Annotated in this window: 25 protein-coding genes and 1 riboswitch; of the genes, 16 read left to right on the forward strand and 9 right to left on the reverse strand. The window is 69.5% G+C overall.

The window, feature by feature from the left end; translation table 11 throughout:
- Window positions 1-149: 149 nt before the first annotated feature.
- The gene (hisN, locus tag AB0436_RS16655) at window positions 150-950 is read right to left on the reverse strand and encodes a histidinol-phosphatase (protein WP_366468584.1); all 801 of its coding nucleotides are present in this window, start codon (window positions 948-950) and stop codon (window positions 150-152) included.
- Window positions 951-1,081: 131 nt separating this feature from the next.
- On the opposite strand from hisN, the gene AB0436_RS16660 reads away from it, so the two are divergent.
- Entirely contained in the window at window positions 1,082-1,666 is a 585-nt protein-coding gene (locus AB0436_RS16660) for a TetR/AcrR family transcriptional regulator (protein ID WP_366468585.1), read from the forward strand.
- Between the two features lie 37 nt (window positions 1,667-1,703).
- Here AB0436_RS16660 and AB0436_RS16665 read toward each other — a convergent pair whose 3' ends face one another.
- From AB0436_RS16665 to AB0436_RS16680, 4 genes are all read right to left on the reverse strand, one after another.
- Entirely contained in the window at window positions 1,704-2,027 is a 324-nt protein-coding gene (locus AB0436_RS16665; protein ID WP_365849585.1) for a multidrug efflux SMR transporter, read from the reverse strand.
- A gap of 86 nt (window positions 2,028-2,113) precedes the next feature.
- Window positions 2,114-3,124: a ribosome small subunit-dependent GTPase A gene (gene rsgA, locus AB0436_RS16670; protein WP_366468586.1), complete on the reverse strand. Its 1,011-nt coding sequence runs from the start codon at window positions 3,122-3,124 to the stop codon at window positions 2,114-2,116.
- Between the two features lie 4 nt (window positions 3,125-3,128).
- Complete coding sequence (gene aroA / locus AB0436_RS16675; protein WP_366468587.1) at window positions 3,129-4,487, reverse strand: 3-phosphoshikimate 1-carboxyvinyltransferase; 1,359 nt, start codon at window positions 4,485-4,487, stop codon at window positions 3,129-3,131.
- 57 nt (window positions 4,488-4,544) lie between these two features.
- On the reverse strand, window positions 4,545-5,231 hold the full coding sequence (locus tag AB0436_RS16680; RefSeq protein WP_366468588.1) for a M50 family metallopeptidase: 687 nt from the start codon (window positions 5,229-5,231) through the stop codon (window positions 4,545-4,547).
- Window positions 5,232-5,307: 76 nt separating this feature from the next.
- On the opposite strand from AB0436_RS16680, the gene AB0436_RS16685 reads away from it, so the two are divergent.
- The 9 genes from AB0436_RS16685 to AB0436_RS16725 all read left to right on the forward strand — a co-directional run bounded on the left by AB0436_RS16685 (window position 5,308) and on the right by AB0436_RS16725 (window position 12,907).
- Entirely contained in the window at window positions 5,308-6,129 is an 822-nt protein-coding gene (locus AB0436_RS16685; RefSeq protein WP_366468590.1) for an SOS response-associated peptidase, read from the forward strand.
- 1 nt (window position 6,130) lies between these two features.
- Complete coding sequence (locus AB0436_RS16690) at window positions 6,131-6,787, forward strand: alpha/beta family hydrolase (RefSeq protein WP_366468591.1); 657 nt, start codon at window positions 6,131-6,133, stop codon at window positions 6,785-6,787.
- 230 nt (window positions 6,788-7,017) lie between these two features.
- Entirely contained in the window at window positions 7,018-7,674 is a 657-nt protein-coding gene (locus AB0436_RS16695) for a sigma-70 family RNA polymerase sigma factor (protein ID WP_366468735.1), read from the forward strand.
- A complete protein-coding gene (rsrA, locus tag AB0436_RS16700) occupies window positions 7,671-7,985 on the forward strand; it encodes a mycothiol system anti-sigma-R factor (protein ID WP_366468592.1) in 315 nt (104 codons plus the stop codon). The genes AB0436_RS16695 and rsrA overlap by 4 nt, the downstream gene beginning before the upstream one ends.
- 142 nt (window positions 7,986-8,127) lie before the next feature.
- Entirely contained in the window at window positions 8,128-9,462 is a 1,335-nt protein-coding gene (locus AB0436_RS16705) for an HD-GYP domain-containing protein (protein ID WP_366468593.1), read from the forward strand.
- On the forward strand, window positions 9,459-10,742 hold the full coding sequence (locus tag AB0436_RS16710; protein WP_366468594.1) for an HD domain-containing protein: 1,284 nt from the start codon (window positions 9,459-9,461) through the stop codon (window positions 10,740-10,742). The genes AB0436_RS16705 and AB0436_RS16710 overlap by 4 nt, the downstream gene beginning before the upstream one ends.
- Before the next feature lie 164 nt (window positions 10,743-10,906).
- Entirely contained in the window at window positions 10,907-11,890 is a 984-nt protein-coding gene (locus AB0436_RS16715; RefSeq protein ID WP_366468595.1) for a hypothetical protein, read from the forward strand.
- Window positions 11,891-11,983: 93 nt separating this feature from the next.
- On the forward strand, window positions 11,984-12,613 hold the full coding sequence (gene def / locus AB0436_RS16720; RefSeq protein ID WP_366468596.1) for a peptide deformylase: 630 nt from the start codon (window positions 11,984-11,986) through the stop codon (window positions 12,611-12,613).
- A gap of 57 nt (window positions 12,614-12,670) precedes the next feature.
- Entirely contained in the window at window positions 12,671-12,907 is a 237-nt protein-coding gene (locus tag AB0436_RS16725) for a hypothetical protein (RefSeq protein ID WP_366468597.1), read from the forward strand.
- A 67-nt stretch (window positions 12,908-12,974) separates the two neighbouring features.
- Here the strand turns inward: AB0436_RS16725 and AB0436_RS16730 are convergent, their stop codons facing one another.
- From AB0436_RS16730 to AB0436_RS16745, 4 genes are all read right to left on the reverse strand, one after another.
- Complete coding sequence (locus AB0436_RS16730) at window positions 12,975-14,006, reverse strand: ribonucleotide-diphosphate reductase subunit beta (protein WP_366468598.1); 1,032 nt, start codon at window positions 14,004-14,006, stop codon at window positions 12,975-12,977.
- Window positions 14,006-16,450 carry a ribonucleoside-diphosphate reductase subunit alpha gene (locus tag AB0436_RS16735; protein ID WP_366468736.1) on the reverse strand — a complete coding sequence of 815 codons (2,445 nt, stop codon included), beginning with the start codon at window positions 16,448-16,450 and terminating at the stop codon, window positions 14,006-14,008. The genes AB0436_RS16730 and AB0436_RS16735 overlap by 1 nt, the downstream gene beginning before the upstream one ends.
- 46 nt (window positions 16,451-16,496) lie before the next feature.
- Window positions 16,497-16,632: riboswitch (cobalamin riboswitch) on the reverse strand.
- 256 nt (window positions 16,633-16,888) lie between these two features.
- Window positions 16,889-18,520, reverse strand: coding sequence for a monocarboxylate uptake permease MctP (gene mctP, locus AB0436_RS16740; RefSeq protein ID WP_366468599.1), 1,632 nt, complete (start codon window positions 18,518-18,520; stop codon window positions 16,889-16,891).
- On the reverse strand, window positions 18,517-18,759 hold the full coding sequence (locus tag AB0436_RS16745) for a DUF3311 domain-containing protein (protein ID WP_366468600.1): 243 nt from the start codon (window positions 18,757-18,759) through the stop codon (window positions 18,517-18,519). The genes mctP and AB0436_RS16745 overlap by 4 nt, the downstream gene beginning before the upstream one ends.
- A 570-nt stretch (window positions 18,760-19,329) precedes the next feature.
- Between AB0436_RS16745 and AB0436_RS16750 the strand changes: the two genes are divergently transcribed.
- The 6 genes from AB0436_RS16750 (at window position 19,330) to AB0436_RS16775 (ending at window position 26,209) form a co-directional block, all read left to right on the forward strand.
- Window positions 19,330-20,394, forward strand: coding sequence for a phytanoyl-CoA dioxygenase family protein (locus AB0436_RS16750; protein ID WP_366468601.1), 1,065 nt, complete (start codon window positions 19,330-19,332; stop codon window positions 20,392-20,394).
- Window positions 20,376-21,680, forward strand: coding sequence for a DUF6271 family protein (locus tag AB0436_RS16755; RefSeq protein WP_366468602.1), 1,305 nt, complete (start codon window positions 20,376-20,378; stop codon window positions 21,678-21,680). Before AB0436_RS16750 ends, AB0436_RS16755 begins: the two co-directional genes overlap by 19 nt.
- Window positions 21,681-21,688: 8 nt before the next feature.
- Complete coding sequence (locus AB0436_RS16760; RefSeq protein ID WP_366468603.1) at window positions 21,689-22,858, forward strand: type III PLP-dependent enzyme; 1,170 nt, start codon at window positions 21,689-21,691, stop codon at window positions 22,856-22,858.
- Window positions 22,859-23,356, forward strand: a complete 498-nt coding sequence (locus AB0436_RS16765) for a GNAT family N-acetyltransferase (protein WP_366468604.1) — start codon at window positions 22,859-22,861, stop codon at window positions 23,354-23,356.
- Window positions 23,356-24,537: an MFS transporter gene (locus AB0436_RS16770; protein WP_366468605.1), complete on the forward strand. Its 1,182-nt coding sequence runs from the start codon at window positions 23,356-23,358 to the stop codon at window positions 24,535-24,537. Before AB0436_RS16765 ends, AB0436_RS16770 begins: the two co-directional genes overlap by 1 nt.
- A 163-nt stretch (window positions 24,538-24,700) precedes the next feature.
- Window positions 24,701-26,209, forward strand: coding sequence for a glycoside hydrolase family 3 N-terminal domain-containing protein (locus tag AB0436_RS16775; RefSeq protein WP_366468606.1), 1,509 nt, complete (start codon window positions 24,701-24,703; stop codon window positions 26,207-26,209).
- Window positions 26,210-26,220 lie beyond the last annotated feature (11 nt).

The raw sequence follows: 26,220 nt of genomic DNA on the forward strand, positions 1-26,220 counted from the left end.
GGGTGCCACCTCCTGGGGGAATCCCTGCTTGCGCTTCTATTCACAAGTTCACAAGGGGACGTTCCCAGGGTCGCATCACGACGTGCGCTCGGCAAGGGGCCGGACCTGGCCGGCTCGGGCCGGAAGCGCGCGGCGGTCCTGATACTCCGTCAGTAACGCTGGTTGAGATACCCGAGCATGTCCTGGTGCAGCAGGCCGTTGGAGGCGGCCGCATTGCCGCCCTCCACCCCGCGCACCCCGTCCAGGCTGGTGAATTCCCCGCCGGCCTCCTGGACGACGATGGCGGTCGCCGCCATGTCCCAGAGCGAGAGCTCCGGCTCGGCGCAGATGTCGACCGAACCTTCGGCGACCATCATGTACGGCCAGAAGTCGCCGTAACCACGAGTGCGCCAGCAGTCCCGGGTGAGGTCCAGGAAGCCGTCGAGCCGCCCCTGGGCCTCCCAGCCGGTCAGCGACGAGTAGGCGAACGAGGCGTCCGCGATCCTGGAGACCTTGGAGACCTGCAAGCGGGTCGCCGAGGTGAGGCTGCGGCCCGTGTAGGCGCCGCCGCCCTTCGCGGCCCACCACCGGCGGCCCAGCGCGGGCGCGGACACCACGCCGACCACGGGTTCATGGCCGTCATCGCCCGCCACCGCCAGGGAGACCAGCGTCGCCCACACCGGTACGCCGCGGACGTAGTTCTTGGTGCCGTCGATCGGATCGATGATCCACCGCCGTGGGCCGGTGCCCGAAAGGCCGTACTCCTCACCGAGGATCGCGTCCCGCGGCCTGGCGCGCCGGAGCTGTCCGCGGATCAGCTCCTCGGCGTTCTTGTCGGCCTCACTCACCGGGGTCATGTCCGGCTTCGTCTCGACCTTGAGGTCAAGGGCCTTGAACCGGTCCATCGTCGCCGCGTCGGCGGCATCCGCCAGGACGTGGGCGAGACGCAGATCATCGTGGTAATCGGACATGAGCGTCACAGTATCCACCGCGCGCTCGATCGGGCCACAGGCCCCTGCCCGGGCCCTGTCCGTGCCGCGAACCTTGACAGCCCGGTAACCTCCGTCAACTCTGAGCGCAGAGCCGCACCCGGGAGGCAATGATGCCTGCAGCGCGCGAATCCCTGCTCGACTCGGCGCTCTCCGCGCTCGCCGAGCTGCCCTGGTCCGGCGTCCGCATGGTGGACGTGGCGTCCGCTGCCGGGGTCTCCCGGCAGACCCTCTACAACGAGTTCGGTTCCAAGGACGGTCTGGCCCGCGCCCTGATGCGCCGCGAGGCCGACCGCTATCTGCTGGGCGTCGACCGGGCGCTCACGGGGCCGACCTCGTGCGGTGAGCGGCTGGTCGGCGTCGCCGAGTGGACGGTCGACGCGGCGCATTCGTATCCGCTGGTCCGGGCGCTGCTCACCGGTTGCTGGCCGGAACGGTTGCCCGCACCGGGCCCGGCGGCCCGGTCCGTCGGTTCGCACATTCCCGCTCAGCGCCGCGCCGACGCCGGCCCTCCCACCCCGGCCGAGCTGATCGCCGCGGTACGGCACCGGGCGGCGCTTGCGCCGGCCGTGGGCGCAACCGAGGAGGAGAGCACGGAATTCATCCGCTGCTGCGAGGTGGCCGTGCGCCTGGCGCTCTCCCATGTCGTCGCCCCGGGGGACCAGCGAGTGGACCGGCTGGTCCTCGGGTCGGTGTGAGCCCCAGTGGGCCGGCGGCACCGGGGGACCCGGCGGATCAGTGCGCCGAGCCCGACAACTGGAGGCCTATCACGCCCACGATCACGAAGGAGATCGAAACCAGTTTGAGTACCGAGACGAGGTCCCCGAGGAAGACCATCCCGTAGATGGCCGTACCCGCCGCGCCGATGCCCGTCCAGACGGCGTAGGCCGGCCCCACGTCGAGCTTGCGCAGCGAGAGGGTCAGCAGGCCGAAACTGCCGAGTGCGAAGCAGCAGAACGCGACGGTCGGCCAGAGCCTTGTGAAGCCGTGCGAGAGCTTGAGACATACCGCGAAACCCGTCTCGAGAACCCCCGCGACCACCACCAGCAGCCACGCCATTCAGTGCCTCCACATCGGTGACTGCTCCGTCATCACTTGGTGCGCCTATGCATTTACCGGGCCGGCCGGGCGGCAAACGCGCCTGATCAGTCGCCCTCGCGCCGCTCCCGTGTCGCGAGCAGTCTGCGCAGCGAGTCCAGCCGGGCCGGATCGGCGTGTCCTTCGGTCACCCAGGCGTCCAGCGCACACTCCGGTTCGTCATGACTGCAGCCTCGCGGACAGTCCTCGGTGCCCGGTACGAGATCCGGGAAGGCGAGGATGACACGGGAGGGGTCCACGTGGTGCAGGCCGAAGGAGCGTACTCCCGGGGTGTCGACCACCCAGCCGCGCTCGTCGGGGAGCGGCAGCGCCAGCGCCGAGGTCGTGGTGTGCCGGCCGCGGCCGGTCACCGCGTTGACATGGCCGACGCTGCGCCGTTTGTCCCGCGGAACCAGTGCGTTGACCAGAGTCGTCTTTCCGACGCCGGAGTGGCCGACGAAGGCGGTGACCTTGTCGTTGAGGAAGTCCCTGACCCGGTCGGCGGCCTCGCCGTGGGCCAGCTCGTCACGGCTGGTGACGACGTACGGGATGTCGAGGGCCCCGTATGCCTCGAGGAGCTGGTCGGGCGGGGCCAGGTCGGACTTGGTGAGGACGAGCAACGGGGAGAGCCCGCCGTCGTAGGCGGCCACCAGGCAGCGGTCGATCATCCTCGGGCGCGGTTCCGGGTCGGCGAGCGCGGTGACGATCGCCAGCTGGTCGGCGTTGGCGACGACCACCCGCTCGAACGGGTCGTCGTCGTCGGCGGTGCGGCGCAGTACGGACGTCCTGGGCTGGATCCGCACGATGCGCGCCAGTGTGTCCTTGGCGCCGGAGAGATCTCCGACGATCATGACCTGGTCGCCCACCACGGCGGCCTTGCGGCCCAGCTCGCGGGCTTTCATCGCGGTGATCGTGCGGCCGTCGACGAGGCAGGTGAGGCGCCCCCGGTCGACCGTCACCACCATGCCCTCGGCCGCCTCCTCGTGCTTGGGGCGGATGTTGGTGCGGGGGCGGTTGCCCTTGGGATTGGGGCGGACCCGGATGTCGTCCTCGTCGGGGTTCTTGCCGTAGCGGCGCATGGCGTCAGACCCCGAGCATTTCGGTCCACATCCTGGGGAAGTCGGGGAGTGTTTTGGCGGTCGTCGCCACGTTCTCGATCTCGACGCCTTCGACGGTGAGGCCGATGACCGAACCCGCGGTGGCCATCCGGTGGTCGTCGTAGGTGTGGAAGACACCGCCGTGCAGCGGACGAGGCCGGATCCGCAGGCCGTCGGCGGTTTCGCTGACGTCTCCGCCGAGTTCGTTGATCTCCTTGGTGAGTGCGGCCAGCCGGTCGGTCTCGTGCAGCCGCAGATGCGCGACACCGCGCAGCGTGGACGGCGAGTCCGCGACGGCGGCGACGGCGGCGATGACGGGGGTGAGCTCGCCGACCTCACCGAGGTCGACATCGATGCCATGGACCCGGCCCGAGCCGGTGAAGACCAGGCCCTGCTGGGTCAGGGCGCAGGAGCCACCCATTTCGGTGAAGATCCTTCGCAGCGCGTCACCCGGCTGGGTGGTGGTCTCCGGCCAGTCCGGGATGGTGACCCGGCCCCCCGTGACCAGGGCGGCCGCCAGGAACGGCTGGGCGTTGGACAGATCTGGCTCGACGGTCAGATCGCGGCCCAGCACAGCGCTGGGGGAGACCCGCCAGACGTTCGGCTCGCCGCCGGTCTCCGGCTCGTCCACCTGCGCGCCGACCCTGCGCAGCATGTCGACGGTCATCCGGATGTGCGGCAGCGAGGGCAGGGTGGCGCCGGTGTGCCGCACCTCCACCCCCTGGTTGAAGCGTGGCGCGGAGAGCAGCAGCGCCGAGATGAACTGCGACGAGGACGAGGCGTCGATCTCGACGGACCCGCCGTCCAGCGCGCCGCCGCCGTGCACGGTCAGCGGGAGTCCGCCGCGGCCCTCGTCCTCGATCCGGGCGCCGAGCACCCGCAGCGCGTCGATGACGCCGTGCAGCGGCCGCTCGTAGGAACGGGGATCGCCGTCGAAGCGGACCGGTCCGTCGGCGAGGGCCGCGACCGGCGGCAGGAAGCGCATGACCGTGCCCGCGTTGCCGACGTCCAGGGCGGCGGGACCGTGCAGTCCGTACGGGATCACCCGCCAGGCCTCGCCGGCGCCTTCGGGTTCGCCGGCCACGCCGGGGTCGCCGGTGGCCGACGAACTGGACGACACCGTCTCCTCGATCCGCACGCCCAGCGCGCGCAGCGCGTCGGCCATCAGCAGGGTGTCGCGGGAACGCAACGGGCGGCGCAGCCAGCCGGGCTCGGCGGCGAGGGCGGCCAGCACCAGGCCGCGGTTGGTGACCGACTTCGATCCGGGCACCGTGACCGTCGCGTCGACGGCCCCGGACGCGTAAGGGGCGGGCCAGCGGGCGGTGTGCACGGAGCTTTCGGTCATGCCCCTTACTTTACTGATGGTGCACAGGCCCGAAAGTCGCTCGTGTCCCGGCTCGGGTCACAGTCCGAGCAGCCAGCGCCCGCCGCCGATCAGTGAACAGAGCGACACGACGTGGAACAGCAGCAGCCACACGGTCGGCGGGAGGTGCGTGAGCCTGCCCAGCTGGTCGGCGTCGGAGTCCCCCGCATGGCCGTGCAGCCGCTTGCGCTGAAGCTCGAACGCCGGTCGCACACCGCCGATGAGCAGAAACCAGACGGCGGTGTACGCGAACGCCGACTGGACCTGGGCACTGGTCAGCCAGGAGATCAGCACGAAGGCCGCACCGGTGACGATCACGGTGAGTGCCCCGTACGCATTGCGGATCATGATCAGCATGGCGAGCAGCAGCGCACAGGCCGCCCAGAGGAACAGCGTGATGTGGTCCGCGGCCAGCAGCCAGGCGCCGCCGAGACCCAGCAGCGGCGGCGCGGTGTAGCCGGCCGCCGCGGTGAGGATCATGCCAGGGCCGCTCGGCCTGCCGCGGCTGACGGTCAGGCCGCTGGTGTCCGAGTGCAACCGGATGCCGTCCAGCCGCCGGCCGGTGAGCAGGGCGATCAGGCCGTGGCCGCCTTCGTGGGCGATGGTGACGGCGTTGCGGCTGAGCCGCCATATTCGGTGCGGGGCGACGGCGAGCAGCGCCACGGCGGCGGTGACGATCACCAGCCACTCGTCGGGATCGGGCTGGGTGCCGAAGACGCGGTCCATGGGTGCGGGGACTCCTCGGTCGGGCGGTGGCCGGGCTGCTGGCCGGGCGCTGGGTGGAAATGGCAGTCTGGCGCATATGTGCGGACGGTTTGCAGCGAGTCGTAAGCCCGAGGATCTCGTGGGCCTCTTCGGGATAGAGAAGTGGGACCCGACCGAGACCGCGGTCCCCGACTGGAACGTGGCACCGACCAAGACGGTCCAGGTCGTCCTGGAGCGTCCGGTGAAAGACGCCGATCCGCGGCGCCCGGTTCGTCAGCTGCGGAATCTGACGTGGGGCCTGGTGCCCTCATGGGCGAAATCACCGGAGGGCGCGGCCCGCATGATCAACGCGCGGGCGGAGACGATCCAGCAGAAGCCGTCGTTCCGCCGGGCCTTCGCCGCCCGGCGCTGCATCGTCCCCGCCGACGGCTACTACGAGTGGCTGACCGCCGCCGGGGAGCGGGAACTGGAGGTCGAGGGCAAGAAGAAGCGGCCGCGCAAGCAGCCGTACTTCGTGACCCCCGCGGACGGGTCGGTGATGGGGTTCGCCGGACTGTACGAGTTCTGGCGGGACCCGGCGCTGCCCGGTGACCACCCGCAGGCCTGGTGGACGACCTGCACGATCGTCACGACCGAGGCCGAGATCACACCGCTCGCGGGAGGAGCGGACGGCACCGGGGGTCCCGCGTCGCTGGCCGACATCCACCCCCGGATGCCGCTGATGCTGACCCCGGACCGGTGGGATCCCTGGCTGGACCCGGCGCGTACGGACCCCGCGGAGCTGACGGAACTACTGGCACCGCCGCCCGCCGGGCTGGTCCGGGCGTACCCGGTGTCGACGGCGGTGAGCAATGTCCGCAACAACGGGCCGGAGCTGCTGACCGCGCTGGAGGGGCCCGAGGAGGGCACACTCTTCTGACGTGACTGCTTCCGATGTGACGTCTGCTGTCGAGAGTGTCGACACCCCTGCCGGTGAGGCCCGCATCACCTGGCGTACCGCCGCCCGCGCGCGTCTGGTGCTCGCCGTCGGCCATGGCGCCGGGGGCGGTATCGAGGCCCGCGATCTGCGGGCCCTGGCCGATGCGCTGCCGCGGCTCGGGGTGACCGTCGCGCTGGTCGAGCAGCCCTGGCGGGTCGCCGGGAAGAAGGTCGCCCCCGCGCCGAAAACCCTGGACACGGGATGGCGCGCGGTGTGGCCGGCGCTGCTGACGCCCGGCCTGCCGGTGATCGCGGGCGGTCGCAGCGCCGGGGCACGGGTAGCCTGCAGAACGGCGGCGGAACTGGGCGCGCGCGGCGTCCTGGCACTGAGCTTTCCGCTGCACCCTCCGGGGAAGCCGGAGAAGTCCCGGCAGGACGAACTGCTCGGGGCCGGCGCGCCCACGCTCGTGGTGCAGGGCGGGAACGATCCCTTCGGAAAGCCGGCCGAGTTCCCGGCCGGCGCATTCGAGCTGGTGGAAGTACCGTCCGCCGACCATGGCTTCGCGGTCCCCAAGCGCGCCGGAATCGGCCGGGAAGAAGCCCTGAAAGTCATCACCGACGCCGTCGCCGGGTGGGTCGGACGCATCCGGGAATGTTGAGCCCGGGGCCGCTGTTGTGCCGGACATCGATACAGAAGCCTGGATGTGGAGAGGGAGTCCGTCGCATGGGTTCGACCATCTGCCCGCGCCGCCCGCAGAACGCTGAGCTGGAGTGGACGGTGTTCTCGACGGCCACCGGTGCTCCTTCCCGGGCGGCGGGCGGACCGGATCGTCGTCTATCCTCCGATTCGAGTGGGTCCGGTTTCGGATCCGCCAAGGCGTTGGAGGAGGTGGGTCCGGTCACTGGGACCGACACAGGGACCGAAGACGGCCACGCGGAAGAGACGACCGCGGAGCGCAACGCGCGCTTCGAGCGGGATGCCCTCGGCTATCTCGACCAGATGTACTCGGCCGCGCTGCGCATGACGCGCAATCCGGCCGATGCCGAGGACCTGGTGCAGGAGACCTACGCGAAGGCGTACGGCTCGTTCCACCAGTTCCGTGAGGGCACGAACCTCAAGGCGTGGATGTACCGCATCCTCACGAACACGTTCATCAACTCCTACCGCAAGAAGCAGCGGGAGCCTCAGCGCAGTGCCGCCGAGGAGATCGAGGACTGGCAGCTCGCACGCGCCGAGTCGCACATGTCCACCGGACTGCGCTCCGCCGAGTCGCAGGCGCTGGACCACCTGCCCGATTCGGACGTGAAGTCCGCGCTGCAGGCGATTCCCGAGGAGTTCCGCATCGCGGTCTATCTCGCCGACGTAGAAGGCTTTGCGTACAAGGAGATCGCGGACATCATGGGTACACCCATCGGGACGGTGATGTCCCGGCTGCACCGGGGCCGTCGTCAGCTGCGCGGCATGCTCGAGGACTACGCACGCGACCGCGGGCTGGTCCCTGCGGGTGCCGGAGAGTCGAACGAAGCGAAAGGTTCGGGCTCATGAGTTGCGGACAGCCGCACGAAACGGACTGCTCCGAGGTTCTGGACCATCTCTACGAGTTCCTCGACCATGAGATGCCGGACAAGGACTGCACCAAGTTCGAAGTGCACTTCGAGGAGTGCTCCCCGTGCCTGGAGAAGTACGGCCTGGAACAGGCCGTCAAGAAGCTGGTGAAGCGCTGCTGCGGCAGCGATGACGTACCGGCCGACCTGCGGTCGAAAGTCATGGGCCGCATCGACCTGATCCGCTCCGGAGAGGCCGTACCCGACCACGACGTGTCGGTCTCCGACCGGTCGGCCGCCGCTCAGGAGTAGCCCCGGGCCCCGATTTGTCCCCCGGCTTGTCACCCGATGGTGCTGCGGATCCCCGGTTGCGCCACACCGCACGCAGTCGCGCGCTTATCCTCCCGAATCTGTACGGACTCCGAAGCCGTACGGACCCGGAGAAGGAGACCGCATGCGGGCACTGCCGCCGGCCGCACGTGTCTGCATCGTGTGCGCGGTCCTGGCCGCCGCCGGCTGCGTGTGGCCCGCCGTCACCGCCCCCGGCACACCGTGGCTCACGTTCGGGCTGCTCGCCGTGGTCTGTGCCGGGTGCGAACTCGCCGGACGCAGGTCGCCCGGGGCCGGGTCGTTCTTCGCGGTACTGCTCGCCGCCGCACTGCTGCTGCCTCCCGCCGCCGCGGCGCTGGTCGCAGTCCCCGGCGCGCTCGTCGGCCGGGTCGAGCACCGCCCGTATGCCACGCGGCGGGTCTGGCACGCCGCCCAGCTCGCCCTCGCGGTGCGGGCCGCGGCGGAGGTCGCGGTGCGGCTCGGCGGACCGCACCGGACGCCCGACTTTCCCTACGCGCTGCTGCCCGCGCTCGCCGCCGCCCTGGTGTTCTGCCTGGTCGTGACGGTGCTGGAGGGGCTCGTGCTGGCCGCGGCGGAGCGCGTACGGCTGCGCGTCGCCTGGCGTGGCCTGGCCCGGTCGGTGGCCCCGCACATCGTGCACGGGCTGGCCGGGCTGATGATGGCGGTCCTCTGGAGCAGTCCCTTCGGGCCGCTCGCGGCGCTGTTCGTGCTGCTGCCCATGTACATCTCCAGCTGGGTCTTCGCCCAGTACCACCGCGAGCGCGCCGCCCACCGGGCCACCATCCGGGCGCTGGTGCAGGCCGTCGACATCAAGGACCAGTACACCCGTGGGCACAGCGAACGGGTCGGTCAGGCGTCGGCGATGATCGCCGGCGAGCTCGGCATGGACGGTGACCGGCTCGAAGCGCTGCGCTTCGCCGGGATCCTGCACGACGTGGGGAAGCTCGGGGTGCCGACCAGACTGCTCAGGAAGGACGGGCCGCTGACGCCCGACGAACGACGGGTCATCGAGCTGCATCCCGAGTACGGACACGAAATGGTCCGCGGCATCGGTTTCCTCGGCGAGGCGCGGGCGGCGATCCTGCACCATCACGAGCGGCTGGACGGATCCGGCTACCCCTATGGCCTCTCCGGGCAGCAGATCCCCGAATTCGCCCGGGTGGTGGCCATCGCCGACGCCTTCGACGCCATGACATCGACCCGTTCCTACCGGCGGGCCAGGCCCGTCGACGCCGCGCTGACCGAACTGCAGCGCTGTGCCGGGACCCAGTTCGACCCGCGGATGGTCCAGGCGTTCGTACGGGCCCTGGCGCAGCACGGCTGGCGTCCCGCGGTCACCGCGGACGAACCGGACGCCCGCCCGCTCGGACCGGTCCCGCAGGCCCGGGCCGGGGCGTCTCCCGCCGCGTCGGCCGCCGACCGGGAGCGGCTCGGGTGAGCTCGGGCACGCCACGCGCTGTCGCGCTGGTCCACGGCGCCGCCGCCCTGGTCACCGCGGTGTGCCTCGGCTGGACCTGCTGGCACGGCATCCGGGACGGCGGCACCGCGCTGACCTTCGGATTACTCGTCGCCGCCGGTGAACTGGCCCGGCGGACCGGCCCCGGTAGTGAACGCGAGCCGGCGCCTCTCGGCGCCGCCGGAGCCCTCGCCTACGCGCTGCTGGGCCAGAACGGCGGCCACCCCACCGGACACGGCGCCCCCCAGGTCGTCGCCGTCGTGGTCGCGGGCGCCCTGGCGGGGACGGCGCCCCATGTGGCACGCGGCCGGGGGCCCACCGTCGACCACGTGGCCCGCCGGGTGCTCACCGTCGCCTTCGCCGCCGTCTGCTTCCAGCCGCTGTACAACTCGGGACGGCTGGACGCCTGGGGAGTGCGAGGCCCTGCGTACGCCGTGGGGCTGTTGCTGCTGCTCGGGCTGACCGCTCTCTGCGACGCGGTCATCGCCGCCGCGATGACCCGGGCCCGCTCCCTTCCGCACCGCTACAAACGCCGCGGAGGCGCCCCCCTGCCCTACGGACCACTGGTCCGCGACGAGCTCCGCGCGCTGCTCGGTATCGGCTCCGCGGTCTGTGCCACCGGCGTGGTGATGGCCCTGGGGGTCGCCGTCGTCGGCCTGTGGGCGCTGCCCGTCTTCTCCGTACCGCTGCTGCTCACCCAGCTGTCGCTGCGCCGCCACGCGCTCGTCCGCACCACCTATGCACAAACCATCACCTCGCTGGCCCGGGCCACCGAGGTCGCCGGGTACACGCCGCACGGCCACGCCCGCAGGGTCGCCGTCCTCAGCCGGGCCGTGGGCCGCGAGCTGGGGCTCACCGAGTCGGCCCTGACCGTGCTGGAGTACGCGGCGCTCATGCACGACATCGGGCAGCTGTCGCTCGTCGACCCGGTCCCGGACGGCGCGACCGCCCTGCTGCCCCTCGCCGAACAACGCCGGATCGCCCTGCTCGGTGGCGCGGTGGTCCGCCAGACCGGAGTACCCGCCGAGGTCGCGTTGGTCGTCGAGAGCCAGGCAGACCCCTACCGTGAGCAGCCGCTGACCGCCCGGATAGTCAGGGCGGTCAATGCGTACGAGGACCTCTCGGGGGAACACGCAGGAGGCAGCGGTGCGGGCGGCCCGCTCAGCGCGCTGGAACGGCTGCGGCTCGGCACCGGTCGCGATTACCAGCCCGAGGTGGTGGAATCTCTGGCCCGGGTGCTGTCCCGCGGGGGCCTCGCCTAGCGGAGGCAGAGCCGGTGCCCGGTGGATGTGTGCTCCCTCACCTGGGTAACCAGTGGGTAATGAGCGAGGCTCCGACCGAGCATGGTTGGATGCGAAGAGAGGGTGTTCCGGGGGCATAGGAGCCCGGGAAGCAGAGACTTTTCAGCGACCGGCAGGCGGGAATCGTGAGGATCTTCGGGAAGGTACGGCATCGGCCCTCCGCCTCGTGGCGGCAGGCCACTGACCGCGCGTTCACGCTGATCGGCGACGGGCGGTACGAGGACGCGGGGGCGCTGCTGACCCGCGCCGCCGACCTCGAACCGTGGCTGTCCGAGTCCTGGTTCAACCTCGCCCTGCTGCACAAGTTCCGGCACGACTGGGACCGCGCCCGGACCGCCGGGCTGCGCGCGGTGGCCCTCCTCGACCGGGAGACCGGCGCCCCCGACTGGTGGAACGTCGGCATCGCGGCCACCGGCCTGCAGGACTGGCCGCTGGCCCGCCGGGCCTGGCAGGCCTACGGGCTGAAGGTGCCCGGCGAGGCCGCGTCCAGCGGCGAGCCGCTCGGCATGGAGCTCGGCTCCGCCGCCGTGCGGTTGTCGCCCGAGGGCGAGGCCGAGGTCGTCTGGGGCCGCCGGCTCGACCCGGCCCGGATAGAGGTGCTCTCCATCCCGCTGCCGTCCTCCGGTCGCCGCTGGGGCGAGGTGGTCCTCCACGACGGCGTCCCGAACGGCGAACGCGTCACCGCCGCGGGGCCCTCGTATCCGGTCTTCGACGAGATAGAACTGTGGGCCCCCTCGCCCGTGCCGACCTGGGTGGTCCTGCTGGAAGCGGCCACCGAATCGGACCGGGACGCGCTGGAACGACTGGCGGCCGATGCAGGATTCGCCGCCGAGGACTGGTCCTCCTCCGTACGGCTGCTCTGCCGGGCCTGCTCCGAGTCGCAGATGGAGAGCGACGAGGGCGACGGCCAGCAGCGCCTGGACCCGCACGACCACAGCGAGCCGGGCCACCCCGGCCCGCTCGGCCACCGCACGGCGGGCGATCTGTGGGTCCCCGAGCGTGAATGCGGCATAGCCGCCCCCGACGGTCTGGTGCGGGGTCTCCTCGACGGATGGGTCGCCGACAGCCCGGACAGCCGTGAGTGGCGGGATCTCGAAGAAGTCTGCTGAGGGCACCGCGGACTGCCCGTAGGCTGTACGGGATCCATTTGCGGGATCTCTTTCGGTGTTGTCGGAAGTTTTGATGGAAGGCGTACGGCGGACATGGCGCAGCAGGAGACGGACCAGCAGATCAATGACGGTTTCGTCGTGGACACCGAGGACTGCGAGGAGCGCGAGGCGGCCCACCGTGCCCGCGGCACCGTCCGGCCGATCACCGTCGTGGGCAATCCGGTGCTGCACAAGGAGTGCAAGAACGTCACCTCCTTCGACGGCGAGCTGGCCCAGCTGATCGACGACATGTTCGCCAGCCAGAAGGCCGCCGAAGGTGTCGGGCTGGCCGCGAACCAGATCGGTGTCGACCTCAAGGTCTTCGTCTACGACTGCCCGGACGACGACGGCGTCCGCCACGTCGGGGCCATCTGCAACCCGGTCCTCGCCGAGATCCCGGCCGACCGCCGCAACCTCGACGACTCCAACGAGGGCTGCCTCTCGGTCCCGACGGCGTACGCGGCGCTGGCCCGCACCGATTACGCCGAGGTCTCCGGCCAGGACGCCGAGGGCAACCCGGTCAAGGTGCGCGGCACCGGCTACTTCGCCCGCTGCCTCCAGCACGAGACCGACCACCTGTACGGCTACCTGTACATCGACCGTCTCTCGAAGCGCGACCGCAAGGACGCGCTGCGGCAGATGGAGGAGGGCACCCCGCGCTACGAGACGGTGCCCAACCTCTGATCAGACTGCGCCGACCGGCCCCCGAGGGCGAGGTTATGGTGCGGGTACCAAAACCGCATGCTCAATGTGTCGGACCCTGAGCACGAAGCGGCACGTACGGCGCTGCAGCGCGCGTCGGCGACGGTGGTGTCTCCGCTCGTCCTTATGGAGATCGAGCACATCACCATCAGGTACGTCGACCGGCGAGCGGCGCATGCGGTCAACGACTGGCTGCTTGGGGAGGAACGCGCTTTGCGCGTGCTCGTACCCGAGGTCTCGCCCGACGTGCTCCGGCTGCTGCCTGACGACCTCTGACCCTCCCGGCGGGCATGGGCGCACCCTTGGCGGAGATGTACCTGTGGGATGCGCCCATGCGGGTGCGTCAGAACTCGTCGTCGAAGGAGACCGAGCCCTCAACCGCGATCCGGTACGCCGAAGGCCGCCGCTCGAAGAAGTTCGTCAGCTCCTGGACGCCCTGCAACTCCATGAAGGAGAACGGGTTCTCCGAGCCGTACACCGGCGCGAACCCCAGACGTGTCAGCCGCTGATCGGCGACGCACTGGAGATACTCGCGCATCGACTCGGTGTTCATCCCCGGCAGACCGTCTCCGCAGAGGTCACGGCCGAACTGCAGCTCCGCCTCGACCGCTTCCCGCAACATGTCGGTGACCTGCTGCCGCAGCGCGTCGTCGAAGAGCTCGGGCTCCTCCTTGCGGACCGTGTCGACGACCTCGAACGCGAAGTTCATGTGCATGGTCTCGTCCCGGAACACCCAGTTCGTGCCCGTCGCCAGACCGTGCAGCAGACCACGCGAGCGGAACCAGTACACGTAGGCGAAGGCGCCGTAGAAGAACAGCCCCTCGATGCAGGCCGCGAAGCAGATCAGATTCAGCAGGAAGCGGCGGCGGTCGGCCCTGGACTCCAGGCGGTCGATCTTTTCCACAGAGTCCATCCACGTGAAGCAGAACTGCGCCTTCTCCCGGATGGACGGGATCTCCTCGACCGCGTCGAATGCCGCCGCCCGGTCGTCCGGGTCGGGCAGATAGGTGTCGAGCAGCGTCAGGTAGAACTGGACGTGCACGGCTTCCTCGAAGAGCTGGCGGGAGAGATAGAGCCGCGCCTCGGGGGAGTTGATGTGCTTGTAGAGGGTGAGCACCAGGTTGTTGGAGACGATCGAGTCGCCCGTCGCGAAGAAGGCGACCAGCCGTCCGATCATGTGCTGCTCACCGGGCGAGAGCTTGGCCAGGTCGGTCACGTCCGAGTGCAGGTCGACCTCCTCCACCGTCCAGGTGTTCTTGATCGCGTCGCGGTAGCGCTCGTAGAAGTCCGGGTAGCGCATCGGCCGCAGGGTCAGCTCGAAACCGGGGTCGAGCAGATTCCTGCGCGAAGCGGTTTTCTCCGGGTGGGTGGTCATTACTGGCAGGCCTCGCAGGATTCGGGGTTTTCGAGGGAGCAGGCGACGGCGGCCTCGTCGGGCTCCGAAGCCTGTACGGGGACGGTGGCGGCGGACGCGGCGCGCGCGATCCGGGTCGCCGGGCGCGAGCGCAGGTAGTACGTGGTCTTCAGACCCTGCTTCCAGGCGTAGGCGTACATCGAGCTGAGCTTGCCGATGGTCGGCGTCTCCAGGAACAGGTTCAGCGACTGGCTCTGGTCCAGGTACGGCGTACGGGCGGCCGCCATGTCGATCAGGCCACGCTGCGGGATCTCCCAGGCCGTCCGGTAGAGGGCGCGGACGTCCTCGGGGATCCAGTCGAAGCCCTGCACCGAGCCGCTGGCCTCGCGCAGCGCCTCCCTGGACTGTGCGTCCCAGACACCCAGCTGCTTGAGCTCGTTGACCAGGTACGCATTGACCTGGAGGAATTCACCGGACAGCGTCTCGCGCTTGAAGAGGTTCGAGACCTGCGGCTCGATGCACTCGTAGACGCCCGCGATCGAGGCGATGGTGGCGGTCGGCGCGACCGCGAGGAGCAGCGAGTTGCGCATGCCGCTCCGCGCGATACGGGCGCGCAGCGCGTCCCAGCGCTCCGGCCACTCGGGGGCGGTGACGTAGTGGTCGGGATGCAGCACACCGCGGGCCGCGCGGGTCTTCTCCCAGGCGGGCAGCGGGCCACTGAGCTCGGCGAGCTCGCAGGAGGTCTCGTAGGCGGCGAGCATGATCCGTTCGGCGATCCGGGTGGAGAGTTCCCGTGCGCGGGGCGAGTCGAAGGGCAGCCGCAGGGTGAAGAAGACGTCCTGCAGACCCATGACGCCCAGGCCCACCGGACGCCACTTGGCGTTGGAGCGGCCGGCCTGCTCGGTCGGGTAGAAGTTGATGTCCACCACCCGGTCGAGGAAGGTGACAGCGGTGCGTACGGTCGCGTCGAGCCGCTCCCAGTCGATGGAGTCGCCGGAGACGAAGGCGCCGACGTTGACCGAGCCCAGGTTGCAGACGGCGGTCTCACCGTCGTCCGTGACCTCCAGGATCTCGGTGCACAGATTCGACGAGTGGACGACGGCGCCGGGCTCGGCGGTCTGGTTGGCGGTGCGGTTCGAGGCGTCCTTGAAGGTCATCCAGCCGTTGCCGGTCTGCGCCAGAGTGCGCATCATCCGTCCGTACAGCTCCCGGGCGGGGATGGTGCGCCGGGCGAGACCCGCCGCCTCCGCCTCGCGGTACGCCGCGTCGAACGCGTCGCCCCACAGGTCGGCCAGTTCGGGGACGTCGACGGGGGAGAAGAGCGACCAGTCGCCGTCCGCGTCGACCCGGCGCATGAACTCGTCGGGGATCCAGTGCGCCAGGTTCAGATTGTGCGTACGCCGCGCCTCCTCGCCGGTGTTGTCGCGCAGCTCCAGGAACTCCTCGATGTCCGCGTGCCACGTCTCGAGGTAGACGCAGGCCGCCCCCTTGCGCCGGCCGCCCTGGTTGACGGCGGCGACCGACGAGTCGAGGGTGCGCAGGAAGGGGACGATGCCGTTGGAGTGGCCGTTGGTGCCGCGGATGAGCGAACCCCGGGAACGGATCCGGGAGTACGAGAGGCCGATGCCGCCGGCGTGCTTCGAGAGTCTGGCGACCTCGTGATAGCGGCGGTAGATCGAGTCGAGCTCGTCCAGCGGCGAGTCGAGGAGGTAGCAGGACGACATCTGGGGGTGCCGGGTGCCGGAGTTGAAGAGGGTGGGCGATGAGGGGAGGTAGTCGAGCCGGCTCATCAGGCCGTACAGCGCGGCGACTTCGTCCACCGCGCGTTCCGACTCGTCGTCGGCCAGCCCGCAGGCCACCCGGAGCATGAAGTGCTGCGGCGTCTCGATGACGTGGCGGGTGATCGGGTGGCGCAGCAGGTAGCGGCTGTAGAGGGTGCGCAGGCCGAAGTATCCGAAGCGGTCGTCGGCGCCGGTGTCGATGAGCGCGTCGAGGCGCGCCGCGTGCCGGCGTACGAAGTCCGCTGTGCGGTCCGCGATCAGGCCCTCGCGGTGGCCGACGCCCAACGAGGCGGAGAACGACACCGCACCCTGCCCGGCCGCCTCTTCGGCGATGGACCGGGTCAGCAGCCGCGCGGCCAGCCGTGAGTAGGCCGGGTCCTCGGAGATCAGTCCCGCGGCCGCCTCGGTGGCCAGCTCCCGCAACTCCGCCTCGTCCGACCCGGCGTGGCGACCGCGCAGTGCGGCGGCGGCGACCTTGCCCGGGTCGGTGTCGGGGAGGTCCGCGGTGAGGTCGGTCAGGACCCGCAGCAGTACGGTTCCCGGGGCATCCGCCAGCTGTTCCCGGACATCGGGGGCAGGTGCGGTGGGCGCGGTGGTCACGGAGCGCTCTCCCTCGCTCGGCCGGGGCCGGCGGGAGGCGCGGGTGCGCACGGGCGCACCGCAGGGCAGCGCGCCGCACAGCATCCGCAGGCCCAACCGCGAGGCCCGGACGGTTCCCATCCGGTTCGGTCGAGCCGGATGCGCCGTCGGCAGGTCCTCGGACTCCACGGTGCGCGAAAGCGCACCGTTCACACCGTTGCGGGACAGTTCCGGATTCGCACCGGATTCCCCTGCGGCGACAGCGAGCCTGAGCATACATGTGGTGGGCGTTGGATGTGTCACCCCCCATATCTTGTGTCGCGGTGATGATCCGGGCGCTGTGTCAGAGCGTCAGGGCGTACGTCAGCAGTGGGAGGCCGGGGATCGCCTCCCGGTCTCGCTCGGGGGTCCGCAGGAAACCCAGCCCGCCGCCTATCCGAAACGCGGAGTCGGCCGAAAAGCGGAGTCAGCCGAAAGCGGAGGGGCCGTACCGCTCACCACCGGTGAGCGGTACGGCCCCTCCGCGGGCAGGCCGACGGCGTGTCAGTGACCGCCGGGCGCACCCGCCGTGGCCGGCGGGAGGTCCACCTGGACTCCGGGGTCGCCGGCGTCCGCGGTGTAGTCCTCCGGCGAGGTCTCGTCGATCCCCGCCGGCGCCTTGACGGCGTTGAGGACGAAGGTCAGGACCACCGTCACCACGACGTTCATGACGAACGCGGTGAGACCGATGTAGCCGATCTCGCCGAGACCGGGGATCTCCTTGGACGAGCCACCGAAATGGTGCTGTGTCGGGCTGGCGACGCCGTACGCGGCGAGTGTCCCGTAGACCATGCCGACCGCCCAGCCGGCCAGCAGCGCCCAGCGGTGGAACCACCGGGTGAAGAGGCCGCCGACGAGTGCGGGCATCGTCTGGAGGATCCAGATGCCGCCGAGCAACTGGAAGTTGATCGCGACCGTCTTGTCCATGGAGAGGACGAAGATCAGCGCGCCGACCTTCACCACCAGCGAGACCAGCTTGGAGACCTTGGCTTCCTGCGCCGCTGTGGCGTCCGGTTTCAGGAAGTCCTTGTAGATGTTGCGGGTGAAGAGGTTCGCGGCGGCGATGGACATGATCGCCGCGGGAACCAGCGCACCGATGCCGATGGCGGCGAAGGCCACCCCCGCGAACCAGTCGGGGAACATGTTCTCGAACAGCTGCGGGATCGCCAGCTGGCCGTTCTTGACCTTGATGCCGGCCGCGATCGCCATGAAGCCGAGCAGCGCGAGCAGGCCCAGCATCAACGAGTACAGCGGGAGGATCGCGGTGTTGCGCCGGATCACGTTACGGCTGCGCGAGGAGAGCGTCGCCGTGATGGAGTGCGGATACATGAACAGCGCGAGCGCCGAGCCGAGCGCCAGCGTGGCGTAACCCCACTGACCGGCCGCGCCCGGTACGAGCGCCCCGCGGGGCTTGCCGGTCGCCGGGTTGGTCTGCGTGAAGGCATGGCCGGCCTTGGCGAAGATGTCGTCGAAGCCGCCGAGCTTGATCGGGATGTAGATGATCGCCACGATGATGACGAGGTAGATCAGCCCGTCCTTGACGAACGCGATCAGCGCCGGGGCCCGCAGCCCGGACGAGTAGGTGTACGCGGCGAGCACCGCGAAGGCGATCAGCAGCGGGAGGTCCTTGACGAACCAGTTGCCGCTCTCGCCGCCCACGCCCATCACGTCGAGCACCGCCTGGATGCCGACCAGTTGCAGGGCGATGTACGGCATCGTGGCGAGGATGCCGGTGATGGCGACCGCCAGCGAGAGACCCTTGGAGCCGAAGCGGCCGCGGACGAAGTCCGAGGTCGTCACGTAGCCGTGCTTGTGCGACACCGACCAGAGCCGCGGCAGGAAGGTGAAGATCAGCGGGTAGACCAGGATGGTGTACGGCACGGCGAAGAAGCCGGCCGCGCCCGCGGCGTAGATGGCCGCGGGCACGGCGACGAAGGTGTACGCCGTGTACAGGTCGCCGCCGAGCAGGAACCAGGTGACCCAGGTCCCGAACGAACGACCGCCCAGGCCCCACTCGTCGAGACTCTCCGAGGTGTCGGCCCTGCGCCAGCGTGCGGCCATGAAGCCGATGACCGTGACGGCGACGAAGAAGAAGATGAAGACACCGAGAGCGATGCCGTTCACACCGTCCTTCATGCGGACGCACCTCCCTTGCGGGCGCGCTGGTCACGCTGCCACAGCTTGTACGCGAGCATCGTGAGTGCGGTCGAAATGAGCACCCAGAGCATCTGGTACCAGTAGAAGAAGGGGATGCCGATGAAGGTCGGGTCCACCTTGGCGTACGAGCTCACCCAGAGCATCGAAACGAAGGGCGCGATCAGGCATACCGCGATGACCACGCGCCCCGGCGTGATCAGCGGTCTTTTCTCCGGCATGGTGCGGTCCGTCCCCTCACTGAGCACCTGATAGAAGGCGCAGGGAAATCTAAGCGAGGCGGTCCGAGCAGCGGAACCCCTGTCCGCATATCGGTACGGCAACGCCGTGGGGTTCATCCGAACCCACCGGTGGCCGAGCTGCGCCGGGCCCTGTCGTTCCTGCGCTTGACCCGAGGACGTTAGCGCAGGTGACGGGGGTGGTGGCAGGTCTCGGCGGCGTCCGATGCGGGCGGGTTCCGGGAAGGGCCGGATCGCCCCCGCCCCCCGGCGGCCTCCGCGCACGCCTCCCCGTCGGCCGAGGGCAGCCCGGCTGCCCGATCGGGCAGAGCTGCCCCCGGTCGACGCGTCGCCCCAACGACAGCCTTGACAGCGCGAGTTGGTCTAGTCCAATGTTCTGGGAACGCTTGCTGAGCGCGGGGAAGCTCCTGCTGCGGCTTCTGGGCCGGGTGGGATCCCGAACCACCGCACTGACGCCGTTGGGCGCCTTACCGCGGCGATGTGTCCCCGCGCTGGAGCCGCCGGTGAGCGGCCGATCCAGTCAGCGACACATCCGATCCCTGGAGTGGTTGCATGCCCACACCTGCCCCCCATCTGTACCGAGCCTCTTCGGACATCCCCTATTTCAGCCCGGACGGTGAGGCGTACCTGGCGCAGACGCCGTTGCGGGACCTCGAGAAGTCACAGCCGCTTCGCGTGCTGTCCGAGGAGGACTTCGCCTTCTGGCAGACCTACGGCTATGTCGTGGTGAGAGAGGCGATCCCCGCTTCGACGGCGGAGCGCCTGCTGGAATTCGCCTGGGACTTCCAGGGCCTCGACCCGGCTCGCCCGGACGACTGGTATGCGGATCGTCCCTTCCGTACGGACCTGGACCGGGAGCTTCACATCTACGGATTCGTCGAGGCGTACCACCACCAGCTCATGTGGGACAACCGTCAGACGCAGCGTGTTTACGATGCGTTCGTCGATGTGTGGGACTGCGCAGAGCTGTGGGTGACCCTGGACCGGCTCAATCTGAACCCGCCCAACATCAAGAACCGTGATCGCGCGCTCATCGCGCCCACGGACAAGGGCTTCGACATCGAGCTCCACTGGGATGTCGACAGCACACTCGGCGTGCCGCCGCAGCGAGTCCAGGGCATCATCGCGCTGACCGACACGCAGCAGGAGGAGGGCGGGTTCCAGTGCTCGCCCGAGCTGTTCCGCCAGTTCGACCGGTGGAAGGCTGCTCAGCCGGCCGATCGCGATCCTGTCCGGCCGGGGGCGGATCCGGCGGAGTTTCCCGTGGTCCGGCCGCAACTCGAGGCGGGCGACCTGCTGATCTGGAACGGACTTCTCGCGCACGGGGTGGCATCCAACACCTCGGAGAAGGGCGTCCGAGCGGTCCAGTACCTCTCGATGATGCCCGCGCTGGAGACGCACCGGGAGATGCGCGAATCCAGGGTCGGTTCGTGGCGCAGTCTCAGCACACCGGACTGGAACAAGACGCTGGTCGGCGACGTCACGCTCCACGAGTCCCGCAGGTACGGCAGTGCCGAACTCAGTGACCTCGGCGAAAAGCTGTTGGGGCTCACGTCCTGGAGCGGGCAGGAATTCGTACGGCCGACCGGAGAGCCGGAATGCACAGAATCTGCCTGACCCTTCCCACGAACAGAGCGTGTGCCGCCACGATCTCCGCCATGAGCAAGGAGGCGGCCTACGCGGCCGAGCACTTCGACGTGGAGGTGCACCTGCTGATTCTGGACTCCTCCGAGGAACACGAGTTCGCGGAGCATGCCGACGTTGTCGGTGAAGTCGAAAGACCGGCCCATGTGGTGGTGCACCATCTCAACGAGGCGGCGCAGCGGGACTATCTGCAGCGAGTGATCCACCGGGCCGACGTCATCAAGCCCGATCTGATGCTGGACCTCATGCTCCCGGACGACGTCTCCTACGGCGCCTGCACCAATCGAGCGTTCCTGATCGGCAGTTCCCTCGGGTGCCGGTCCGTGCACCGCAGGGACTCGGACAGCAGTTACCAGGTCCTGAACGGTGAGCCCGTCTTTCCCATTCACCACGAGCTCGGGTCGCTGGGGAAGCGCGCGGCCGACGCGGCGGACGGCGTGTCCGAGACCGCGCTGGACCCGGTCCACGCGGACAGGCCGGTGGTGCTGGTCGGTGGCTCCTTCGTGGGTGAGCTGTCGGTCGACATCAGCGAGGTGCAGCGGATCGACCCCCGCACCTACCGCGACATCGTCAGCCTGTGGGCCCCGGTCGGCTGGTCCGAGGAGGAGAAGCAACAACTGGTCGACGAATCGTTCAAGGGAGCCGGCACCGAAGCGTTCAGCGGCGATCGCTCGACCCTGACCATCGTCGACCCCATGCGGGTGGACATGTGCAACATCAGCTTCCAGCAGGTGTACGAGCGCGTGCCACTGCCGCCGGCGACCAACACCATCGGCAGCGACTACTTCCTGATGCACCTGGTCGCGGATGCCGGACTTCCCGGCGTCCTGCACAACCGCAACATCGTGAATTTCTACACCCGGGAACGGAGAACCGACTCCGGATTCATGGCCTATCAGATGCGGTTGACGAAATTCTTCCTTTCCATGCTCTATTTCAATTTCATCTACGGCAGGATGGCGGCAGCCGGCGACTCGCTGCTCGATGACCGGCATCACGTCCAAGCATCCGCCGTCGTCGAATTCGTCAGGGAGAGCGCCCTGCTGGACACCGAGGAGAACGTGCAGCGATTGAACAGCCTTGATCGGTCCTACCGAAAGCTGGGGGGCAGATATGCCGCTTTCGCCGACGTCCTGTTGTCGCGAAGCCGCCGACTGCTCGAGGAATCCCGGCGGGACATCGAGGACTTCGCGCTGCTGATCGAGGCATGGGAACCGCTGATGCGGGCGAGCAGGACCACGGCCGTCCCCCGGTCATGAATACACTGATGCGCGCTGCGCTGGCAGCGGCCGCCGATGACCGGATCGTCTTCGATCTCGCAGGAATCGAAGAACGATACGCATCGCTGAAACGGGAGCTGCCCGGCATCTCCGTCCGTTTCGCCATGAAAGCGTGTCCGGTGGACGAGGTGCTTTCCTGCCTGGCGAACAAGGGCGCCGGCTTCGATGCGGCGAGCCCCCATGAGATCGTGCAGGCCATCAGGACCGGCGTGCCGATGCACTTCATCCATTACGGCAACACCATCAAGTCCGACCGCAATATCGCCGACGCATACCGGCTCGGTGTCCGGGACTTCGCGACGGACAGTGTCGAGGACGTGAAAGCGATCGCGGTGCATGCTCCCGGTGCCCGGGTGTTCTGCCGGCTCGCCACCACCGGTGACGGGGCGCTCTGGGGGCTCAGCCGGAAGTTCGGCTGCTCGGACACCGATGCGGTGCTGGTCATGGAGGCGGCCCGGGCCGCCGGCCTCACGCCGGCCGGCCTGTCCGTCCACGTCGGCTCGCAGCAGATGACGGCTGAGGCCTGGACGGACGCCGTGGAGCGGATCGCCGAGGTACTCGAAACCCTGAACCGGCGGGGGATCTTTCCGGACCACGTCAATCTCGGTGGCGGTCTGCCCGCCCTCGGCTGTCTCGACGGGCGGGGCAGGCCGCTGGATCCTCCGATGGACAAGATCTGGGCGGTGATCCGGGAAGGCGTGCAGCGGCTTCGCGAGGTGTCAAAAGCCCCGCTGGACTTCGTCATGGAGCCCGGGCGCTATCTGGTCGCCGACCACGGTGCGATACGGGCACATGTGTCCCGGCTGTCCCACCGGCGGCAACTGAACGGCGAACGCCAGTACTGGCTGTACCTGAGCTGTGGGAAATTCAACGGACTCTATGAAATGGACGAGCTGCAGTACCGGCTCGAGTTTCCGTCTCATCGCGATGCCGCATACGTACCGGCCGTTGTGGCGGGCCCCACCTGCGACACCGACGATGCCTTTGCTCACGAGCACAATCTCGTTCAGGTGCCCGAGAAAGCGGCGTCAGGGGATCCGGTCTGGATCTTCTCTTCCGGTGCCTACGCCATCAGCTACACCACGCAAGGCTTCAACGGGTTCGCCCCGCTCCCGTACACGTGCATCAACGGCGAGGACACGGAAGGTGCGGAGTAAATGAGCCTCGACATACGCATACGGCACATCGCCGAGCCCGACTGGAGCGACATCGTGGCACTCGAAGCCGGCGCCTATGCCGACCACGCGCTGTCGGAGGGACGGCCCGCGCTCGAGTCCAGGGCCCGCCCATCGCCGGACACGTGCTTCGTACTGGATTGCGAACGGCGGACGGTGGGATATGTGCTGGCGCTGCCCTATCCGAGGTTCCGATATCCGGATCTGACGCGAATCGAGGAGGGGCGCTTCGCCTCGCGCAACCTGCATCTGCACGACCTCGTCATCGCCGCGGGTTTCCGCGGCAGAGGGCTCGCGAAACAACTCCTGGGCCGCCTCACGGCAACGGCCGGAGCGAAGAGGTACGAACACATCTCCCTGATCGCGGTCGCGGGCGGCGCGAGCTTCTGGTCGGCACGCGGTTACCGGGCGCACCAAGAGGTAGCGCTCCCGAAGAGTTACGGCCCGGAAGCCGTGTACATGTCCAAGGAGGTGAAATGATGCTGAATCAGGTAGTGCGCAGTAACGACGGATTCCGCGGGGCACAGCTCGCGATTGCGGCACTCTTCTGCATTCTCGGCTTTCAGTACGGCACCTGGGCCTCGCGGCTTCCCGTGCTCAAGGCGAAGCTGCACCTGACCGAAGCGGAGCTCGGCCTTCTGCTGATGGCCTGTGGGGTGGGCGCAGCCGTGTCCTTTCCACTGGTGACGATACTGATGAGGCGGCTCGGCTCCCGGCGTCTCGCATGTATGTCGGCCCTCTGTCTTGGTCTGCTGCTGCCGCTGCTGGCAGCGGCCCCCGACTATCCGGTCGCCGTCCTGATCGTTTGTTGCGACGGTGTCGCGGTGGGATGCCTGAACGTGGCGATGAACGCGCAGGGCGCCGCGCTCGAGGTCGCGTACCGGCGCACCGCCATGGCCAAATTCCATGCGACGTTCAGCGGCGGGGCCCTGTGCGCGGCGCTCCTCGCATCGTGCATCAACGTGTTGACCCCCTCGCTGGCCGCACATTTCGGGGTGGCTACCGTCCTCATCCTGTTGCTCGTCGCCTACGCCCGGCCAGGGCTGCTGACGGAGGAGCAGCAGCAGCCGGCTGAGGTCCGGACCCGGCAGAAGGGTCGTCGCACCTTCACCATGCCGTCCCGGGTGACGATGTGGATGGGCGGTGCCATGGTGTTCGGCACCGTGACCGAAGGAGCCATGAACGACTGGTCGGCGCTCTATATGAAGGACGTCGTCCACGCGACGCCGGAACTGGCGCCGATGGGTATCGCGGTGGTCTCGGTCATGATGGTGCTGGCCCGTGTCTTCGCCGACGGCTGGCGCACCCGCTGGGGCGACGGCCGTATCGTGCGCGTCGGCAGCGCTCTGGCCGGTACGGGGCTGGCGCTCGCTCTGCTGGCCGGCGGCGTGGTGCCGGCGCTGATCGGCTTCGCCTGCGTCGGCCTCGGCATCGCCGCCGCGACGCCGTGCATCTATGTCGCGGCGGCGCGGCAGGGGTCCGAGGCGCTGGCACTGGTCGCCGCCATGGGGACGACCGGACTGCTGGCCGGGCCCGCCGTGATCGGCTTCATAGCGAGCGCCGGCAGCCTGGTCTGGGGCATGGGCGCCGTCGCCGTCTCGGCCCTCCTGGTGTCTCTGTGCACCATGCAGATCCGTTGGATGGCTCCGACCGACGCATGACCGGTCCAACGGCCTTGCCGCACGGGCCGAATGCGGCTTTTCGAGCCCCCTGTGACGTCTTGACACCCCCAATTGGTCTACGCCAATATGACGTTGGCCTGTACCTAGTCTCCGCCGGTCGGACTCGGCCGGCTCTGTGCCCGTGCCCTTCGGAGGCCCCGCCATGAAGCCAAGCAGTCACCCGAATCTGGAGCGGACAGCTCTCTCTGTCCTCCAGCCGGGGTTCGTGGGGACCACCGCACCGGACTGGATCCGGCGAAGGATCGCCGACGGCCTCAGCTCCGTTGTGCTGTTCGGGCGGAACATCGTCAACCCGGAGCAGGTCACCGAGCTCACCGGCTCGTTGCGCGCCGAGAACCCCGATCTCATCGTCGCCATCGACGAGGAGGCCGGCGACGTCACCCGGATCGAGGCATGGACCGGGGCTTCCCGGCCGGGAAACCTCGCGCTCGGGGCCGTGGACGACATCGACCTCACCGAGTCCGTCGCGCGCGACATCGGGCGGGAGCTCCACGCGGCGGGTGTCTCCCTGAACTACGCGCCGAGCGCGGACGTCAACTCCAATCCGCTGAATCCGGTGATCGGGGTGCGGTCCTTCGGGGAGCGGACCGACGTCGTATCGCGGCACACCGCCGCCTGGATCAGGGGCCTGCAGGAGGCGGGCGTCGCCGCCTGCGCGAAGCACTTCCCCGGACACGGGGACACGGCGATCGACTCGCACCACGGACTGCCCCGGGTGTCGGCCGGGGCCGGGGAGATCGCCCGAACGGCGCTCCCGCCGTTCATCGCGGCGATGGAGGCCGGTGTCCGGGCGGTCATGACCGCTCATCTCCTCGTGCCGGCGTACGACGCGGAACTGCCCGCCACCCTCAGCCGCCGCATTCTGCTGGGCCTGTTGCGCGAAGAGCTCGGCTTCGACGGCATGGTCGTGACGGACGGCATCGAGATGGGGGCGGTCTCGGACCGCTACGGGATCGACGGGGCGACCGTCCGAGCCCTGGCCGGCGGCGCGGACGCCGTCTGCGTGGGGGGCGAGAGCGCCGAGGAGTCCACCGTCGACCTGCTCGGCGCCGCGCTCGTCACAGCCGTACGGGACGGCACCCTGCCCGAGGACCGGCTGGTGGAGGCGGCCTCGCGGGTGCACGCCTTCGCCTCCTGGTCCGGCGCGCGGCGGAGGGAGGTGGCGCGGAACGTCACCGGTTCCGATATCGGGCTGGTCGCGGCGAGGCGAGCGGTGCGGGTGCGCCGCAGGCCCGGCACCGACGGCGCGCTGCCGGTCGCGGGCGCCGTGCATGTGGTCGAGTTGTCCCCGACGATGAGTCTCGCCATCGACGGCCGGACCCCCTGGGGAGTGGCCGGCCCGCTGCGCGATCTGAGGCCCGGGACCACGTCCGTCCGTCTGACGGAGGCCGATCTCGACGGTTCGGACGATCTGCTCGATCGGGCCGTGCTGACTGCCGCGCGGGACCGGGCGCTCGTGGTCGTGGTGCGTGACGCCGCCCGGCACCGCTGGATGTCCGATGTCCTGACCCGCCTGCTCCGGGCACGCCCCGACGCCCTTGTGGTGGAGATGGGCGTACCGGCGGGGGACGCGCTCGGCGCCGTCCACGTGGCCACGAACGGTGCGACCCGGGTCTCCGGCATCGCCGCCGCCGAGGTGCTGGTCGGCTGAGCGGCGCCCGC

It is taken from the genome of Streptomyces sp. NPDC051322 (assembly GCF_040689485.1).
Lineage (GTDB): Bacteria > Actinomycetota > Actinomycetes > Streptomycetales > Streptomycetaceae > Streptomyces.

Bases quoted from the DNA above. Each gene is read 5' to 3' on its own strand.
- AB0436_RS16765 (WP_366468604.1), top strand. From the start codon at position 22,859: ATGAGCCTCGACATACGCATACGGCACATCGCCGAGCCCGACTGGAGC.
- AB0436_RS16745 (WP_366468600.1), bottom strand. From the start codon at position 18,759: ATGCCGGAGAAAAGACCGCTGATCACGCCGGGGCGCGTGGTCATCGCG.
- AB0436_RS16705 (WP_366468593.1), top strand. From the start codon at position 8,128: ATGCGGGCACTGCCGCCGGCCGCACGTGTCTGCATCGTGTGCGCGGTC.
- AB0436_RS16685 (WP_366468590.1), top strand. From the start codon at position 5,308: ATGTGCGGACGGTTTGCAGCGAGTCGTAAGCCCGAGGATCTCGTGGGC.
- AB0436_RS16760 (WP_366468603.1), top strand. From the start codon at position 21,689: ATGCGCGCTGCGCTGGCAGCGGCCGCCGATGACCGGATCGTCTTCGAT.
- AB0436_RS16755 (WP_366468602.1), top strand. From the start codon at position 20,376: ATGCACAGAATCTGCCTGACCCTTCCCACGAACAGAGCGTGTGCCGCC.
- AB0436_RS16665 (WP_365849585.1), bottom strand. From the start codon at position 2,027: ATGGCGTGGCTGCTGGTGGTGGTCGCGGGGGTTCTCGAGACGGGTTTC.
- mctP (WP_366468599.1), bottom strand. From the start codon at position 18,520: ATGAAGGACGGTGTGAACGGCATCGCTCTCGGTGTCTTCATCTTCTTC.
- AB0436_RS16725 (WP_366468597.1), top strand. From the start codon at position 12,671: ATGCTCAATGTGTCGGACCCTGAGCACGAAGCGGCACGTACGGCGCTG.
- AB0436_RS16750 (WP_366468601.1), top strand. From the start codon at position 19,330: ATGCCCACACCTGCCCCCCATCTGTACCGAGCCTCTTCGGACATCCCC.
- aroA (WP_366468587.1), bottom strand. From the start codon at position 4,487: ATGACCGAAAGCTCCGTGCACACCGCCCGCTGGCCCGCCCCTTACGCG.
- AB0436_RS16735 (WP_366468736.1), bottom strand. From the start codon at position 16,450: ATGCTGTGCGGCGCGCTGCCCTGCGGTGCGCCCGTGCGCACCCGCGCC.
- rsrA (WP_366468592.1), top strand. From the start codon at position 7,671: ATGAGTTGCGGACAGCCGCACGAAACGGACTGCTCCGAGGTTCTGGAC.
- AB0436_RS16660 (WP_366468585.1), top strand. From the start codon at position 1,082: ATGCCTGCAGCGCGCGAATCCCTGCTCGACTCGGCGCTCTCCGCGCTC.
- hisN (WP_366468584.1), bottom strand. From the start codon at position 950: ATGTCCGATTACCACGATGATCTGCGTCTCGCCCACGTCCTGGCGGAT.
- AB0436_RS16770 (WP_366468605.1), top strand. From the start codon at position 23,356: ATGCTGAATCAGGTAGTGCGCAGTAACGACGGATTCCGCGGGGCACAG.
- AB0436_RS16680 (WP_366468588.1), bottom strand. From the start codon at position 5,231: ATGGACCGCGTCTTCGGCACCCAGCCCGATCCCGACGAGTGGCTGGTG.
- AB0436_RS16775 (WP_366468606.1), top strand. From the start codon at position 24,701: ATGAAGCCAAGCAGTCACCCGAATCTGGAGCGGACAGCTCTCTCTGTC.
- AB0436_RS16730 (WP_366468598.1), bottom strand. From the start codon at position 14,006: ATGACCACCCACCCGGAGAAAACCGCTTCGCGCAGGAATCTGCTCGAC.
- def (WP_366468596.1), top strand. From the start codon at position 11,984: ATGGCGCAGCAGGAGACGGACCAGCAGATCAATGACGGTTTCGTCGTG.
- rsgA (WP_366468586.1), bottom strand. From the start codon at position 3,124: ATGCGCCGCTACGGCAAGAACCCCGACGAGGACGACATCCGGGTCCGC.